Here is a 15,453-nt window from a genome sequence, read left to right on the forward strand (position 1 = left end):
CGGCGGGCGCGGCGGCGGCGACGCAAGCGAGCAGGCCCGCCAGGAACGGCCCGGCGAGCACGGCGCCGCCGTGCCGGTCGAGCAGCCGGCCCGCCAGGTCGCCGGACGGGTCGAGCAGCAGCGGGCCGCCGACCGCGCCGACGGCGGCCGCCGCGACGACGAGCCGATCGAGGAGCCGCGCCGTCCCGGCGGGTGCAGTTCGGCGGCCGCGTAGCGGGACAGCTGCGCGGCGGCGTGCCGAGGCCGAGCAGCAGCATCCCGCGCACAGCCCGGCGACGTCGCCGTGCGCGACGGCGGCCGCGGCCAGGCCCGCCCCGGCGGCGGCGACGGCGTAGCCGAGGACGAACGCGCGGCGCCGTCCCGTCCGGCGCGTCGCCCGCGTCAGCAGCAGCGCGCCCGCGCCGGTGCCGACGATCCCGGCGGTGTTCGGCAGGCCGCCCCAGCCGGTGCCGAGCCGGTCGGCGGCGGCGAGCGCCGCCCGTCGCCGACGTCATCGCCATCGCGGCGTTCATCAGCGCGGTCCCCGAGCAGAGGGCGGCCATCGGGCGGCGGGCGGCGGCGGGGTTCCCGGGGGTGGAGTCCATGCCCGAAACGGTAGGAAGGACGGACGCCGCGGAGAATGGACGATCGATGGCGTCCGGCGCGGTTCACCCCTATTTTCGAAGGTGTCCGGCGGGAAGGGCTTTGCACATGGATCGGGACCTCGACCGGACGGACTGGCGCATCCTCGCGGAGCTGCAGCGGGACGGGCGGCTGCCGTTCAACCGGCTCGCGGGCCGCGTCAACCTGTCCGCGCCCGCGGTCGCCGAACGGGTGCGGCGGCTGGAGGAGGCGGGCATCATCACCGGCTACCGGGCGGTGGTCGACCCGGCCCGCGCCGGGCAGCCGCTGACCGCGTTCGTGCAGATGCGCTGCTCGCTCGGCCGCTGCCTGCTGAAGACCACGGCCGCCGAGGACCTGCCGGAGGTCGTCGAGGTGCACAAGCTGAGCGGGAGCTGGTGCTCGATGCTCAAGGTGCGGCTGGCGTCGATGCCGCATCTGGAGGGCGTCCTGGAACGGCTCGGGGAGCACGGGGAGATGAACTCCCACATCGTGCTGTCCACCGCGTTCGAGGGGCGGGCCGTGGAGCCCGCCGAGCCCGGGGCGCGCACCGTCACCGACTCGGCGGGCTGGACGCGCTGACGCGCCGTCCCTCGCGGTCAGTACGGCAGGCGGGTCCGGACCCGGCTCTTCGGGACGATCGGGACCGTGCCGCCGCGCTCCACGCGGCGCAGCCGCGCGTCCATGCCGCGCCGGTGGATCTCGCCCTCGAAGTCCGACAGGGGTGATTTGAACACCGTGTAGTCGTCGTAGTGGACGGGCACGACGGTGGCGCAGCCGGACGTCTGGACCCAGCGGGCGCCCTGCCGTCCGTCCATCGTGACGGTGAGCAGGCCGAGGAGCCTGGTCCCGCCGAGGTGGACGATTCCCGCGTCGATCTCCGGGTATCTGCGGGAGATTTCGGCGAGTCCGTCGTACATGAGGGTGTCGCCGCTGATGTACATGCGGAGTTGGGGTCCGCCCGCGCGGGGGCCGAACTCCAGCAGCGAGCCCATGACCGGCGGCAGGGCGTGCCGCAGCGGGCCCGGCGCGTGCCGTCCGGGCATCGCGGTGACGGTGACGCGGTGGTCGCCCTTGACGAGCGGCTGCCCCTCCCAGGTGCGCAGGCCGACGGCCTCGCGGAAGCCGCGCCCGGTCAGCGCCCTGGCGGCGGCGCCGGTGGTGAGGACGGGCAGGCCGCGGTCGAGGTGCCGTTCGGCGACGGGGTCCCAGTGGTCGTCGTGCAGGTGCGACAGGACGACCGCGTCGACGGACGGCAGTTGCTCCGCGGTGATCGCGGGGTCGCGCAGCCGCTCGCTGCGGATGCCGTACCCGAGGTAGGCGCGGTCCCCGCGGCGCAGGAAGTTCGGATCGGTCAGCAGTGTGAACGGCCCGTACCGGATGATGGTCGTGGCGTTCCCGATGAAGGTCAGTGTCGCGTCCGGCATGGTTCCCCCCTGGGCGTGCCGAGCCCCGTTCCGGCAGGCGCCCTCCCTACCCGGATATCGGCCTGCATACCGGGATTGACTCCGACATAGTGGAACCATGACCTGGACCGCTCCCGACGTGACCCGCTCCCATCCGTGGGCCGACCACCTGACGGGCGACGAGCGTTCGCTCGCCGACGCGTGGCTCGACCACCACCGCGAGACGCTGCTGTGGAAGTGCTCCGGGCTGACGGCCGAGCAGCTGAAGCTGCGGTGCGCCGAACCGTCCGAGCTGTCGCTGCTGGGGCTCGTCCGGCACATGGCGGAGGTCGAGCGCGACTGGTTCCGGACGCGGTTCGCCGGCGAGAACGTCGAGTACCTGTACGTGTCGGACGACGACCTCGAAGCCGAGTTCCGGGTCGACGGCGCCGACGCGGAAGCCGATCTGGCCGTGTACCGCGCGGAGATCGACGCGTGCCGCCGGACGACGTCCGGCCGGTCCCTCGACGAGACGTACCGGGATCCGCGGCGCGGCGTCGAGATGAGCCTGCGGTGGGTGTACTGGTCGATGGTCGAGGAGTACGCGCGGCACAACGGGCACGCGGACCTGCTGCGGGAGCGCATCGACGGGAGCACCGGGCACTGAAGGGGAACGCGCTCGTCCTGGCCGTCGTCCTGCTGTCGTCGTTCACGTCCCCGCTGACGATCACGGGCGTGTCGGTGGCGCTGCCGGACATCCGGGCGGATCTCGGCGCGGGCCTCACCGCGTCGCAGTGGGTGATCACCGGGTACAACGCGTGCTTCGCGAGTTTCCTGGTCGCGATGGGGTCGCTGGCGGACGTGGCGGGCCGGCGGCGGGTCTTCGCCGGGGGCGTGGCGGTGTTCTGCGCGACGGGCCTGGCCGCGGCGGCGTCCCAGGACGTCCTGACGCTCAACGCGGTGCGGGTGCTCGGCGGGGTCGGCGCCGCCGCGTCCGCGACGGGCGGGTCGGCGATCCTGGCGGCGACGTTCCACGGGACGGCGCGGGTGCGGGCTGTCGGGCTGCTCGGCACGGTGCTCGGGGCGGGCCTGGCGTTCGGTCCGACGGTCGGCGGGCTGCTGGTCGAGACGCTGGGCTGGCGGGCCGCGTTCGGGGCGCCGGCCGCGCTCGCGGGGCTGGTGCTGCTGTTCGTCCCGCGGCTGCCCGCCGGGCGGGGCGAGCCCGGGCGGCGGATCGACTGGGCGGGCGCGGCGCTGTTCACGGGCGCGCTGCTGGCGCTGATCACCTCGATCGTGGAGGGCGGCGAGCGCGGGTTCGGCGCGCCGCTCGTCCTGGCCGGGTTCGTCCTGGCGGCGGCGCTGGCGGCGGCGTTCGCGGCCGTCGAGCGGCGGACGGACGACCCGATGTTCGAGCTCGCGCTGCTGGCGAACCGGCGGTTCTCCTCGTACGCGGTGGCGGCCGGATCGATCGTGTTCGTGCTGGTGCCGATGCTGGTGTACCTGCCGTCGTACCTCATCTCCGTCGTGGGACTGGACGCCGGCGAGGCGGGGCTGTGGCTGCTGATGCTCACAGCGCCGACCGTGGTGCTGCCGACCGCCGGTGCGGCCCTCGCCAAGCGGATCCCGGCGGGGCCGCTGGTGGCCGGGTCGGTGGCGGTGACGGGCGCGGGCGCGCTGCTGCTGGTGACGATCGGGCCGGGCAGCACGCCGTGGGCGCTGGCCGTCCCGCTGGCGCTCACCGGGGCGGGGTTCGGGCTGTCGACGGGCCTGCTCGACGGGCTGGCGGTGACGGCCGTCCGGCCCGAGCAGGCCGGGACGGCGGCCGGGATGTTCTCGACCGCGCGGCTGGCCGCCGAGACGATCGCGATCGCGGTGGTGGGCGCGGCCCTCGCGGTGCTGAGCGGCGACCGGCTCGCCGGGGCGCACTACACCGACGCGCTGCGCGTCGTGTGCGCGGCGCTCGCGGTGTTCGCGGCGGTCGCCACCGCGTGCGTCCTCGCGCTGTCACGGAGACCTGCCGGGCGCGGCGCGGTACCGGGTGGTTGACTGTCCTGGTGCATACCGAGACCCCCCAGTCCGAGCTGTTCGCGCGGCTCGTCGAGATCGGTGGCGGTTCGCCGGAGACGTCCGATGCGCCGGAGACGCTGTACGACCGGCACGGCGTGCTGGTGGTGCGGGTCGGCGACGTCGCGGTGAAGGCGCACCAGCCCGACCGCGACCTCGGCGCGGCGTTCCTCGACCGGATCCGGCTGGCGGCCGCGCTGCCGCACATCCTGCTGGGTCCGGACGGCCCGCCGGTCGACGCGGGCGGCCGGACCGTCACCGTCGCCCCGTACGGGGAGCCGGTGGACCCGCGCGCGCGCTGCCGTGGGAGGAGGGCGCACGGCTGCTCGCGGCCCTGCACCGGGTGCCCGTCCCGGACGGCGCGCCGTCCTGGGGACGTCCGGAGCGGGTCGCGCGGCTGGTGGGGCGACTCGGGGACGGCCCCGCCGAGGACGTGGTGCGCCGCGCGTTCGCCGGGCTGCCGCGTGGATCCGCGGGGACGCCGAACCGCCGCGCGCGCCGGAGCGCGTCGTGCACGGCGACTGGCACCTCGGCCAGATGGTCCGCGTGCGGGACGGCTGGCGCCTCATCGACATCGAGGACCTGGGCCGCGGCGACCCCGCGTGGGACCTCGCCCGTCCGGCGGCGCTGTACTGCGCGGGCGTCCTGCCGCCGGACGAGTGGGAGCGGTTCCTCGGCGCCTACCGGGCCGCCGGGGGCCCGGCCGTCCCGCCGGACGGCGCCCCCTGGACGACCCTGGACATACCCGCGCAAAGTCTTGCGATCCAGATCGCCGCCACGTGCGTCCAATCCGCAAGGAAGGACGATCGACCGCTGGACGGACCCGAGCAGGCGATGGTCGACGCCTGCGGGAGAATGACCTGCACCACCGATAGCGGCGGATAACCGGCATGACGTGACGGGGAACCTGCCTTAGATTTACCCTCTACCTGGGGTTCCATAACGAAGGGATGGTAAGGCGATGCACTGCCCTAAGTGCCGTGGCGTGATGCGGACCTACACGCGGAGCGGCGTTCACATCGAGCAATGCGACGCGTGCCGGGGGATCTTCCTGGACTACGGCGAGCTCGAGGCCCTCGGCCAGATGGAGGCCCAGTACCGGGGCGCTCCCCCGGCCGCCCCGGCCGCGCCCGCGAACCCGGGATGGAGCGCGCCCGCGGCACCGCAGGTGCACCACCACCACCACGGCGCGCAGCACCACCGCCCCTACGGCGGCAGCGTGTTCCACATGCTGTTCTCCACCTGACGCCCGAGAACGGCGACGGCCGTGCGGCCCGCTCCCCCACGGGAGCGACACCGCACGGCCGTTTTTGCACGCCGAGATCCGGTCCGCCGCGTCCGTTGACTTGCGCGCGTGCCCTTATGAGCGGCCGGATAAGGGCAACACGCCGCAAGTCAACGAAAAGGGCGGGTCAGAGGCGGGGGTCCACCGGCTCGGACTCCAGGGCCAGGACGGCGAAGACGGCCTGGTGCACCCGCCACAGGGGCTCGCGGCCGGTGAGGCGGTCGAGGGCCTCGACGCCGAGGGCGTGCTCGCGCATCGCGAGGGAGCGCTTGCGGCCGAGCGACCGGCCGCGCAGCCGTTCCAGGTTCTCCGGCTCGGTGTAGTCCGGGCCGTAGATGATCCGCAGGTACTCGCGTCCCCGGCACTTGGTCCCCGGCTGGAACTTGCCGTCCTCGGGGAGCGGGCCGAGCGGCTTGACGACCATGCCCTCGCCGCCCGCCGCGGTGAGCTTCTCCCACCACTCGGCGACGACGGTGTCGGTGCCGGGCGCGTTCAGGTCGGCCACCAGCGAGGCGGTGCGGCGGACGAACCCGGTCGGGTCGGCGTCGGCGAGCCGTCCGGCGATCTCCATGTGCCAGTCGTGGTCGCGCGTGTTCGCCCACGCGCGGTCCTCCCCCGCGAGGACCTGGAACGGCGCGATGCCGAGGCCGCCGAGGCCGGCGCCGTCCACGTCCCAGCAGTAGCGGGCGTAGGCGTCCCGGAAGCGGTCGGCGTTCGCGGCGCGCCGGTCGATGTGCGCGCGCAGCCCGCCGAGGTCGAGGCCGCGGCCCTGCGCGCGGGCCAGCAGGTCCGCCGCCATCGGCAGGGACGCGCGGGCGGCGGCGCCCGTCGCGGCGTACTGGGTGCGGATGAGGTCCATCGCCTTCGCCGACCACGGCAGCAGCTCGCAGTCCAGGACGAGCCAGCCGGTGTCGAGTTCGTCCCACAGCCCGGCGGCGCCGATCGCGGCGCGCAGCCGCGCGAGGGCCTCGTCGTCCGGGCCGGGTCGCGGAAGAACGCGCGGCCGGTGCGGGTGTAGACGGCGCCGGTCGTGCCGTCGGTCACGCCGAACCGCTCGGCGGCGACGGCCGCGTCGCGGCACACCACGCGACCGCCCGCGAGCCCATGTGCTTCTCCTCGCACACGACCCGCACGACGCCCCGGTCGCGGTAGCCGGCGAGCGCCTCGGCGGGGTGCTCCAGGTACCCGGGGAGCGGCGACGTCGCGGCGGGCGCCATCGTGGGCGGCAGGTAGACGAGCCAGCGCGGGTCGACCGCGAACCGGCTCATCACCTCCAGCGCCGCGAGGGCGTTCTCCTCCCGGACGGTGACGCGCCCCATCAGCCGCGTCTGCACGCCCGTGTTGTCGAGGACGTCCTTGATCTGCAGGAAGTCGCTCTCGCGCTGTCCGCCCCCGGCCGTCCCGGCGGGCGCCGCCAGCGGACGGACGGGCTCGTACCAGGTCTCGCGCGCCGGGACGGAGAACAGTTCGCGTTCGGGATAGCGGAGCGCGGTGAGCTTCCCGCCGAACACGGCCCCGGTGTCGAGGCAGATCGTGTTGTTGATCCACTCGGCGTCCGGGACCGGGGTGTGCCCGTACACGACCATCGCCCGGCCGCGGTAGTCGCGCGCCCACGGGTACCGGACGGGCAGGCCGTACTCGTCCGTCTCGCCGGTGGTGTCGCCGTAGAGGGCGAACGACCGGACGCGTCCGGACGCGCGGCCGTGGTAGTCCTCCTTCAGTCCCGCGTGCGCGACGACGAGGTTGCCGTCGTCGAGGACGTAGTGGCTGATGAGTCCGTCCATGAACCGCAGGGCGTCGGCGCGGAACTCCTCCGGCTCGCGCTCCATCTGCTCCAGCGACTCGGCGAGGCCGTGCGCGACCCGCACCTTGCGGCCGCGCAGCGCCTTGACGAGCTTCGCCTCGTGGTTGCCGGACACGCACAGCGCCTGCCCGGCGGCGACCATGCCCATCGCGAGCCGCAGCACGCCCGGGCTGTCGGGCCCGCGGTCGACGAGGTCGCCGACGAACACGGCGGTGCGCCCGCCGGGGTGGTTCGCGCCGACGGCGCGCCCGTCGGCGTCGTGCTCGATCTCGTAGCCGAGCCCGGCGAGGAGGTCTTCGAGTTCGGCGCGGCAGCCGTGCACGTCGCCGATGACGTCGAACGGGCCGGTCAGCTCGCGGCGGTCGTTCCACGGCTTCTCGAAGGTGATCGTGGCGGCGTCGATCTCCTCGACGCCGTCCAGCACGTAGGCGCGGCGGAACTCGCGGCCGAGTCCGCGCAGGCCGCGGCGCAGCTCGCGGCGCTGCCGCGGCAGGACGTGCGCGGGCAGGTCGGCGCGGTCGGGACGGGTCGCGTTGCGTTCGGCCGCGACGCTCTCGGGCACGTCCAGGACGATCGCCGCCGACAGCACGTTGTGCTCCTTGGCGAGCGCGAGGAGCTGCTGCCGCGGCTTGGTCTGCACGTTCGTGGCGTCCACGACGGTGAGCAGGCCGCGCCGCAGCCGCGTGCCCACGATGTAGTGCAGCAGGTCGAACGCGTCGCCGGTGGCCGACTGGTCGTTCTCGTCGTCGGAGACGACGCCGCGGCAGAAGTCCGACGACACGACCTGCGTCGGCTTGAAGTGCTTGCGGGCGAAGTGCGACTTGCCGGAACCGGACACGCCGACCAGCACGACGAGGCCCGTCTCCGGGACCCTGATCTCACGTCCGGTCATTTCGTGAAAACTCCCATCTGCGTCGGGGCGCCGACCTCGGGGTCGTCGTCGCCGACCGGAACGTGCCGGACCTGGTAGCCGTGCGCGGCGGCGACGCGGTCCGCCCACGCGGCGAACTCGGCGCGCGTCCACTCGAACCGGTGGTCGGGGTGTCGCATCGCGCCGGGCGCCAGCCCCTCGTAGCGGACGTTGTGCTCGGCGTTCGGCGTCGTCACCACGACGACGCGCGGCGCGGCGTGCCCGAACACCACCTTCTCGACGGCGCCGAGCCGGGGCGGGTCGATGTGCTCGACGACCTCCATCAGCACCGCCGCGTCGTAGCCGCCGAAGCGGTCGTCGGCGTAGGTGAGGGCGCCCTGGAACAGGTCGGCGACCCGGTCCCGGGCGCGCGACGGCCCCGGCCGGTCGAGCTTGAGCCGGCGCCGCGCGTGCTCGACGGCGCGGAACGACACGTCCGCGCCGGCGACGGAGGCGAACGAACCGTCCTTGAGCAGCCGCGCGAGCAGCTTGCCCGAGCCGCAGCCGAGGTCGATGACGCTGGCCGCGCCCGCCGCGCCGAGCACGTCCGTCACCGCCCGGATGCGCCGCTCGGCCAGCGACGCCTTCGGCTCCTCCGCCACCGCCCCGGTGTTCCCGGCGTCGGCGGTGTCCTCGGCGGGCGGCTCCTCCTCGATCTCGACGGGGTCGAGGGCGTCCTCGGGCGCGCCGTCGGCGTCGGCGAGCCGGCCCAGCGCGGCCCGGACGAGCGTGCGCCGGTTCGCCAGGTACCGGCGGGTGATCGAGGCGCGGTCGGGATGCGCCGCGAGCCAGCCCTCCCCCGCCCGGATCAGCTTGTCGACCTCGTCGGACGCCACCCAGTAGTGCTTGGCGTCGTCGAGGACGGGCAGCAGCACGTACAGCTGGTTCAGGGCGTCGGCGAGCCGGACGGTCCCGGTCAGCGTGAGCGTCACGTACCGGGAGTCGCCCCATGACGGGAACTCGGGGTCGAGCGGGACGCGTTCGGCCGACACCTCCCAGCCGAGCGGGCGGAAGAACCGCTCGGCCTGGCCGGGGCCGCCGCGGCACGGCAGCGCCGGGAGCGTGATCTCCAGCGGGATCGGCGTCTCCGCCAGTTCGGGACGCAGGTCGCAGCGCCCGCGCATGGCGGTGCGGTACACGTTCGCCATGGCGGACGCGAGCAGCGACGACGCCGCGTACGGGCGGTCGTTCACGAACTGGCCCAGGGAGAAGTCGGGCGTGCTTCTGGCGCGCGTGCGGACCAGCTTGACCGCGTCGACGTCCAGTAGCAGCGCCGCCGTGCAGCGATGCTGGTCCGCCTCCGGATAGAAGACGTGCGCGGTCCCGTACGCCTGGTCGAACGTCTGGACCCGGTCGGGATGTTTGTGGAGCAGGAAGCCCAGATCGCTCGCCTGGCTCAGCGTCGTGGTGATCGTCAGAAGCACCCCCCAAGCATGGCGTACCGGGGGGAACCACCCGCATCCCTTTTTTCGGTCAGGGTCGGGGTCAGGGCACCTCGGGGCCCTTCAGGTAGGTCCCGTTCTCGTCGAAGGGCCACGGATTCGCCGTGCAGCCCTTCAGCCCGTAGATCTGCTGCATCATCACCGGCGCGGGCTCGCCCTTGCCGGGGCAGGTCATGTGGCCGAAGCCGAGCCGGTGCCCGACCTCGTGGTTGATGGTCAGCGCGTGGTACTCGTGCGGCTGCCCCTTGTAGTACTTGGTCAGCAGCAGCCAGCGCTTGAGGTTGACGACCACCTGCTTGCCCGCGCGGCAGTTGACCTCGCTTTCGGTGTCCATCCCGTACGCGGCGCACAGCTTGTCGGTGGTACTCGGGGACGACAGTTTCACGACGAACTCATACGAACCGGAGTCGACGCGCTGGAACGACCACTTGCCCTTGGCGGTCCAGCCGCGCGGGTCGCCGAGGATGTCGTCGACCTCCTTCGCGAACTCGTCGACGTCCTGCTTGAGGCCGCCCTCCACCGCGACCATGTACCGCATGACCTTGCCGCCCCGCCCGGTCACCTCCGCCCCGTCGGCCACGGTGAACTTCCCGTTGCCCTTCTTCGGGATGTACGGCGGCGCCGACGTCGTCGGCGCCGCGCTGGGCGACGCGCTCGCGGACTCCTTCGCGCCGGGCTTCGCGCTCGGGTGGGGCGCCGCCGACGCGGAGCCGGCACCGGGGTTCCAGGCGACCAGCGCGGCGACGCCGAGGAGCGCACGCGACGCCGAGCGCGATGCCGCCGAGGACCAGGCCGACGACCCGGTTGCGCCGCGCGCCCGCGAACGCCCGGTCGAGCTCGTCCTCGAACCCTTCGGCCGTCAGCGCGCCGGGGTCGTCGCCGGGCGCCCCGACCGGATGCCCGTCCCGGGCCGTCTGCCGCGCGCCCGCCGTCCGGACGGCGGCCCGGGCGGGGGTTCCGGAAGGGTGACCGGGAGGGGGACCGGGGTGGGCTCGCGTACTCGTACTGCTGCTCGGCCGGATGTCCGGGGGCCGGGCCCGGCGGATGCTCGAACGGGTTCGCGGGCTGATGCGGAGGTTGCGCCCCGGCGTCCCCGGACGGGCTCGGCGGACGGCGGCGGGAGCGAGATCGTGGACGTGGCATAGCGTGCTCAGCATGACAGATCCCGCTCGACGTAAGTGATCATTTCGCGACAAGTCACAGGTCAGGGGCATAAGTCCGCACTAGTGATATTTCCAACGTGGTGACGGACGGTAGGGCCGCGGCCGCGAAAAGCGCTTGCGGGCCGCTCCGGCGGCCGTGACAATCCGGGACATCATGAGCAGACATCCACGCCGTTCCGTCGCCCAGCAGACCGTCGAGATCATCGAGCGCGGCGACTACCGGGCCCCGTCGGGGCGCACCGTCGAGGTCGCCGAGAGCATCGAGCGGTCCCGGCGCGGCACCGTCCTCTACCGGCCCGAGGAACTGGACGACCTCCTGCGGGAGATCGCGGCCGGGCCCGCCGGCGCGGGCACCCGGATCGAGGTCACCGGCGAGACGACCCTCGCCGCCGCCCGGCGGCTGGTCGCACCGGACGCGGTCCCGCTGGCGCTGAACTTCGCGTCCGCGAAGAACCCCGGCGGCGGCTTCCTCAACGGCGCGCACGCCCAGGAGGAGGGCCTCGCCCGCTCGTCCGGCCTCTACGCGTCGCTCACCTCGGCCTGGAAGTACTACAACCACCACCGCGAGCAACGCGACCTGCTGTACAGCGACCACATGATCTACTCGCCGGGCGTCCCGGTGTTCCGCGACGACCAGGGCGTCCTGCTGGAGGAGCCCTACGAGGTCGCGTTCCTGACCTCCCCGGCACCGAACCGGGGCGCGATCCGCGACCCGGCGCAGGAGGCGCGGATCCCGCACGTCCTGGACGTCCGCGCCCGCAAGGTCCTCGCGGCGGCGCTCGCGAACGGGCACCGGCGGATCGTGCTCGGCGCCTGGGGCTGCGGCGTGTTCCGCAACGACCCGGCCGAGGTCGCCGAGACGTTCGCCCGCGCGCTGCGCCCCGGCGGCGACTTCGCCGACCGGTTCGAGCACGTCGTGTTCGCCGTCTGGGACACCGCGAAGGGCGCGCCCAGGCACGTGGCGTTCCAGCGCGTGTTCGGCTGACCCGGCGGGGACGGACGGCGCCGCCCCCGCCGGATCCAGCGAACCGGCGAACCGTCAGAGCTTGCCCATCACCTCAGAGCTTGCCCATCACCTCGGCGGCGATCAGCTCCAGGTGGTCGAGGTCGGACAGGTCGAGGACCTGCAGGTAGAGGCGCTCGGCGCCCAGCTCGCCGAATCCGCCGATCTTGTCGACGAGCTCCTGCGGGGTGCCCGCCAGCCCGTTCTCCCGCAGCTCCTCGGGCTGCCGGCCGATCGCCTCCGCGCGGCGCCGCACCTCCGCCTCGTCCCGTCCGCAGCACACCACCTGCGCGGCCGAGTACACCATCGGACGGGTCCGGCCCGCGTCCGCGCACGCCGCCCGGACGCGGTCGAACGCGCCCCCGGTGTCCTTCATCTGGTGGAACGGCACGTTGTACTCGTCGGCGTAGGCCGCGGCGAGGCGCGGGGTGCGCTTGGCCCCGAACCCGCCGACCAGCACCGGCGGGCCGCCCGCCTGCGCGGGCTTGGGCAGCGCGGGCGAATCGGTGAGCGTGTAGTGCTCGCCGCCGAACGAGAACGTCTCGCCCGACGGCGTCCCCCACAGGCCCTTGCAGATCTGGAGCTGCTCCTCCAGCTTCTCGAACCGCTCGTTCAGGCTCGGGAACGGGATGCCGTAGTGGGCGTGCTCCTCCTCGAACCAGCCGGTGCCGAGGCCGAAGTCGACGCGTCCGCCGCTCATCCGGTCGACCTGCGCGACGGAGATCGCGAGCGGGCCGGGCAGCCGGAAGGTGGCGGCCGTCACCAGCGTGCCCAGCCGGATCCGGCTGGTCTCGCGGGCGAGCGCGCCGAGCGTGACCCACGAGTCGGTCGGGCCCGGCTCGCCCGTCACGTCGCCCATCTTGGTGTAGTGGTCCGAGCGGAAGAAGGCGTCGTAGCCGAGGTCCTCGGTCGCCTTCGCGACGGTCAGCAGTGTCTCGTAGCTCGCCCCCTGCTGGGGCTCGGTGAAGATCCGTAGACGCATGCCTCCATCCTGCTACCGGCACGCCCCTGCTCGCGCCACCGGCTCGCGCGACGGGGCAGGCCGGGCGGGTCAGCCGAGCGGATTCGTCTCCGGCGGCGTCCCGGCCTGCGCGCCACCGCTCCCCTCGGCCGGGAACCACAGGACGAACGTGCTGCCCTCGCCCTCCGCCGAGAACAGCCGGACCTGGCCCTGGTGCGTCTCCACGATCTGCCGGACGATCGCGAGCCCGAGCCCCGTCCGGCGGTCGCCCGTCGCGCGGTCGCGGTCGCGGGTGCGGCGGTCCCGCGCGCCCCGGTAGAACCGGTCGAAGACGCGGTCCTGCTCGTGCGGGGCCAGGCCGGGCCCGGCGTCGCCGACCGCGACCCACAGCCAGCTCCCGGCGACCCCGGTCCCGATCGTGATCGCCGACCCCTCGGGGGCGAGCCGCACCGCGTTCGACAGCAGGTTCCCGACGGCGCGGCGCAGCGCGTCGTGGTCGCCGATCAGCACGAGACCGTCCCGGATCCGCGGCTCCAGCGACAGCCCCCGGACGGACGCGAGCGAGCCGAACTCCTCGACGGACTCGTGCGCGACGGCCGCGAGGTCGACGTCGGCGTCGTCCAGCGCGGGCGCCGAGCGGCGCGCGGTGGCGAGCAGGTCCTCGACGAGGCGCGTCATCCGGGTGGTCGCGCGGTCGACGACGTCCACGGCGCGGCGGCGGTCGGGTTCGTCGGCGTCCGGGGCGCTGAGCACGGTGTCGAGGTTCGCGCGGATGATGGCCAGGGGGCTGCGCAGCTCGTGCGACGCGTCGTCGATCAGCCGCCGCTGCGCCTGGAACGCGCTGTCGAGCCGGTCGAGCATCGAGTCGACGGTGTCGGCCAGCTCGCGCAGCTCGTCGCGCGGACCCGACAGCCGGATGCGGCGGGACAGGTCGGTCGCCTGGATCTCCTCCGTCGTGCGGGCGATCGCCCGCACCGGCTTCAGCGCCCGTCCCGACAGCACCCAGCCGATGCCGAGGCTGGCGACCAGCAGCCCGCCGAGCGTCCCGAACGAGTAGTTGCGCAGGGTGCGGCGCGTCTCGTAGTTGACGGCCTGCTCCACCTGCTGCACCTTGACGACCTCGACGTCCCCGAACCGGACGCCGCCGACGTACTTCTCCGCCTGGTACGTCTCGGTGATCGGCTGCGCCTCGGTGCTGCGGGCGACCGCGAGGTACGTCCCGCCGAGGACCAGCGCCGTCACGGCGAACAGCAGCGTCGAGTACAGGACGGTCAGCCGGAACCGGATCGAGTGGACGAACCCCGGCAGCGGCGGTCGCCGCACGCCGTGCGGTCGCCGCACGCGCATCACGCCCCCTCCCGTCCGGCGGGCTCGCGGAGCCGGTAGCCGTGCCGCACGACCGTCTCGATCAGCGGGTCCTCGGCGTCGCCCGCGTCCCCGGCGAGCTTGCGGCGCAGCGTCCCGACCGTGACCCGCACCGTGTTGGTGAAGGGGTCGGCGTTCTCGTCCCACACGTGTTCGAGGAGGTCCTCGGGCGAGACGACCTGGCCGGGCCTGCTCATCAGGTACCGCAGCACCGCGAACTCCTTCGGGGAGAGGTTCAGCCGCCGCCCGGCGCGGGACGCCTCGCGGCGGCCGGTGTCGAGCCGCAGCTCGCCGACCGTCCACACCGCCGACCCGCCGCCGCTGTCGCGGCGCAGCAGCGCCCGCACCCGGGCCAGCAGCTCGGGGAACGCGAACGGCTTCACCAGGTAGTCGTCGGCGCCCTCGTCGAGGCCGCGGACCCGGTCGCGAGCCGGTCCCGCGCGGTCAGCATGAGGATCCGCAGGTCGGGGCCGCTCTCGCCGTCCAGTTCCCCGGCCCGGACGGCGCGGCACAGCTCGAAGCCGTCGCCGTCCGGCAGGTTCAGGTCCAGGATCATCAGGTCGTAGGACGCCGCGTACAGCTTCTGCGACGCCTCGTTCACGTCGTACGCCACGTCCACCGCGTAATCCGCACGGACCAGGCCGTACCGGAGCGCCTCGACGAGGTCCTCCTCGTCCTCCACCACGAGCACCCGCATGGCGTGACGTTATCCTTCCTCGCTACCCCGTTCGCCCCGGTTTCAGCCGATGATGCGGCGGACGCCGTCCACCGCCCGGTCCGCCGGGATCGCGAACCCGATGCCGATCGACCCGCCGCCGCGCACGGTCGCGATGGCGGTGTTGACCCCGATGACCTCGCCGCGCGCGTTCACCAGCGGCCCGCCCGAGTTGCCCGGGTTGATGGACGCGTCGGTCTGCAGCGCGAGCTGCCGCTCGCTCGGGCCGAGCCGCACCTCGCGGCGCGGCGCGCTGACGACCCCGGCGGTCACCGTCCCGGCCAGCCCGAGCGGCGATCCGATCGCCAGCACCGGGTCGCCCACCCGGGCGTCGGCGGACCGGCCGAACGCCAGCGGCGGCGGGGCGTCGCCCGCCGGGACCGACAGCACCGCGAGATCGTTCGCGGTGTCGGACCCGACGACCCGCGCGGTCAGCCTGCGCCGGTCCGGCAGCACCACGGCGACCTCGCCGCCGCCGTCCACGACGTGCGCGTTCGTCAGGACGTGACCGGCGCCGTCGATGACGAACCCGGACCCGCCGCTCCGTCCGCCGCCCGACCCGACCTCGACCTGCACGACGCTCGGCAGCACCCGCGCCGCGACGCCGGACAGGTCGCCCGCGCCGTCCACCGGCCCGCCCGCCGACTGCGTCACCACGGCCGCCCCGCCGTCCCCGGTGAGCGCGGCGCCGACCGTCCCGGCCAGCGCGCCGGTCAGCGCCGAGCGGCGGCGATCGCGGTCGCGAGGACGCCACGC

Annotated in this window: 14 protein-coding genes and 2 pseudogenes; 8 read left to right on the forward strand and 8 right to left on the reverse strand. The window is 74.2% G+C overall.

Going from position 1 to position 15,453, the window contains the following annotated elements; all coding sequences use genetic code 11:
- Both BJF79_RS55430 and BJF79_RS15705 read left to right on the forward strand, forming a co-directional pair.
- Window positions 1–214 (forward strand): hypothetical protein (locus BJF79_RS55430; protein WP_262402088.1); only part of this gene is annotated, 214 nt, incomplete at its 5' end.
- 476 nt (window positions 215–690) lie between these two features.
- Window positions 691–1,182 carry an Lrp/AsnC family transcriptional regulator gene (locus BJF79_RS15705; protein WP_075898247.1) on the forward strand — a complete coding sequence of 164 codons (492 nt, stop codon included), beginning with the start codon at window positions 691–693 and terminating at the stop codon, window positions 1,180–1,182.
- A 17-nt stretch (window positions 1,183–1,199) separates the two neighbouring features.
- Here BJF79_RS15705 and BJF79_RS15710 read toward each other — a convergent pair whose 3' ends face one another.
- A complete protein-coding gene (locus BJF79_RS15710) occupies window positions 1,200–2,027 on the reverse strand; it encodes an MBL fold metallo-hydrolase (RefSeq protein WP_075898249.1) in 828 nt (275 codons plus the stop codon).
- A 97-nt stretch (window positions 2,028–2,124) separates the two neighbouring features.
- Here BJF79_RS15710 and BJF79_RS15715 point away from each other — a divergent pair, with 97 nt between their 5' ends.
- The 4 genes from BJF79_RS15715 (at window position 2,125) to BJF79_RS15730 (ending at window position 5,295) form a co-directional block, all read left to right on the forward strand.
- On the forward strand, window positions 2,125–2,652 hold the full coding sequence (locus BJF79_RS15715; RefSeq protein ID WP_075898251.1) for a DinB family protein: 528 nt from the start codon (window positions 2,125–2,127) through the stop codon (window positions 2,650–2,652).
- Complete coding sequence (locus tag BJF79_RS15720) at window positions 2,559–4,031, forward strand: MFS transporter (protein WP_262402089.1); 1,473 nt, start codon at window positions 2,559–2,561, stop codon at window positions 4,029–4,031. The genes BJF79_RS15715 and BJF79_RS15720 overlap by 94 nt, the downstream gene beginning before the upstream one ends.
- 528 nt (window positions 4,032–4,559) lie before the next feature.
- Window positions 4,560–4,934 (forward strand): phosphotransferase family protein, encoded by a 375-nt coding sequence (locus tag BJF79_RS66920; RefSeq protein ID WP_410050090.1) that lies wholly within the window; start codon window positions 4,560–4,562, stop codon window positions 4,932–4,934.
- A 76-nt stretch (window positions 4,935–5,010) separates the two neighbouring features.
- The gene (locus BJF79_RS15730; protein WP_075898255.1) at window positions 5,011–5,295 is read left to right on the forward strand and encodes a zf-TFIIB domain-containing protein; all 285 of its coding nucleotides are present in this window, start codon (window positions 5,011–5,013) and stop codon (window positions 5,293–5,295) included.
- A gap of 166 nt (window positions 5,296–5,461) precedes the next feature.
- On the opposite strand, the pseudogene BJF79_RS15735 reads toward BJF79_RS15730, so the two are convergent.
- The 3 genes and pseudogenes from BJF79_RS15735 to BJF79_RS15745 form a co-directional block, all read right to left on the reverse strand.
- A pseudogene (locus BJF79_RS15735) lies at window positions 5,462–8,030 on the reverse strand (polynucleotide kinase-phosphatase).
- Entirely contained in the window at window positions 8,027–9,472 is a 1,446-nt protein-coding gene (locus BJF79_RS15740) for a 3' terminal RNA ribose 2'-O-methyltransferase Hen1 (protein ID WP_075898257.1), read from the reverse strand. Before BJF79_RS15740 ends, BJF79_RS15735 begins: the two are co-directional and overlap by 4 nt.
- Window positions 9,473–9,533: 61 nt before the next feature.
- Window positions 9,534–10,070, reverse strand: coding sequence for a DUF3152 domain-containing protein (locus BJF79_RS15745; protein WP_262402090.1), 537 nt, complete (start codon window positions 10,068–10,070; stop codon window positions 9,534–9,536).
- 1 nt (window position 10,071) lies between these two features.
- Here BJF79_RS15745 and BJF79_RS60135 point away from each other — a divergent pair, with 1 nt between their 5' ends.
- Together BJF79_RS60135 and BJF79_RS15750 are read left to right on the forward strand one after the other, a co-directional pair.
- Entirely contained in the window at window positions 10,072–10,635 is a 564-nt protein-coding gene (locus BJF79_RS60135; protein WP_262402091.1) for a hypothetical protein, read from the forward strand.
- Between the two features lie 172 nt (window positions 10,636–10,807).
- Window positions 10,808–11,638 (forward strand): TIGR02452 family protein, encoded by an 831-nt coding sequence (locus BJF79_RS15750; RefSeq protein ID WP_075898259.1) that lies wholly within the window; start codon window positions 10,808–10,810, stop codon window positions 11,636–11,638.
- Window positions 11,639–11,711: 73 nt separating this feature from the next.
- Here the strand turns inward: BJF79_RS15750 and BJF79_RS15755 are convergent, their stop codons facing one another.
- The 4 genes and pseudogenes from BJF79_RS15755 to BJF79_RS15770 form a co-directional block, all read right to left on the reverse strand.
- Window positions 11,712–12,638 carry an LLM class F420-dependent oxidoreductase gene (locus BJF79_RS15755; RefSeq protein ID WP_075898261.1) on the reverse strand — a complete coding sequence of 309 codons (927 nt, stop codon included), beginning with the start codon at window positions 12,636–12,638 and terminating at the stop codon, window positions 11,712–11,714.
- A gap of 69 nt (window positions 12,639–12,707) precedes the next feature.
- Entirely contained in the window at window positions 12,708–13,964 is a 1,257-nt protein-coding gene (locus tag BJF79_RS15760; RefSeq protein WP_075898263.1) for a sensor histidine kinase, read from the reverse strand.
- Window positions 13,964–14,679, reverse strand: a pseudogene (locus BJF79_RS15765) (response regulator transcription factor). Before BJF79_RS15765 ends, BJF79_RS15760 begins: the two are co-directional and overlap by 1 nt.
- 42 nt (window positions 14,680–14,721) lie before the next feature.
- The coding region (locus BJF79_RS15770) for a S1C family serine protease (RefSeq protein WP_075898265.1) at window positions 14,722–15,453 on the reverse strand (732 nt) is incomplete at its 5' end.

The sequence above is a fragment of the Actinomadura sp. CNU-125 genome (assembly GCF_001942465.1).
GTDB lineage: Bacteria > Actinomycetota > Actinomycetes > Streptosporangiales > Streptosporangiaceae > Spirillospora.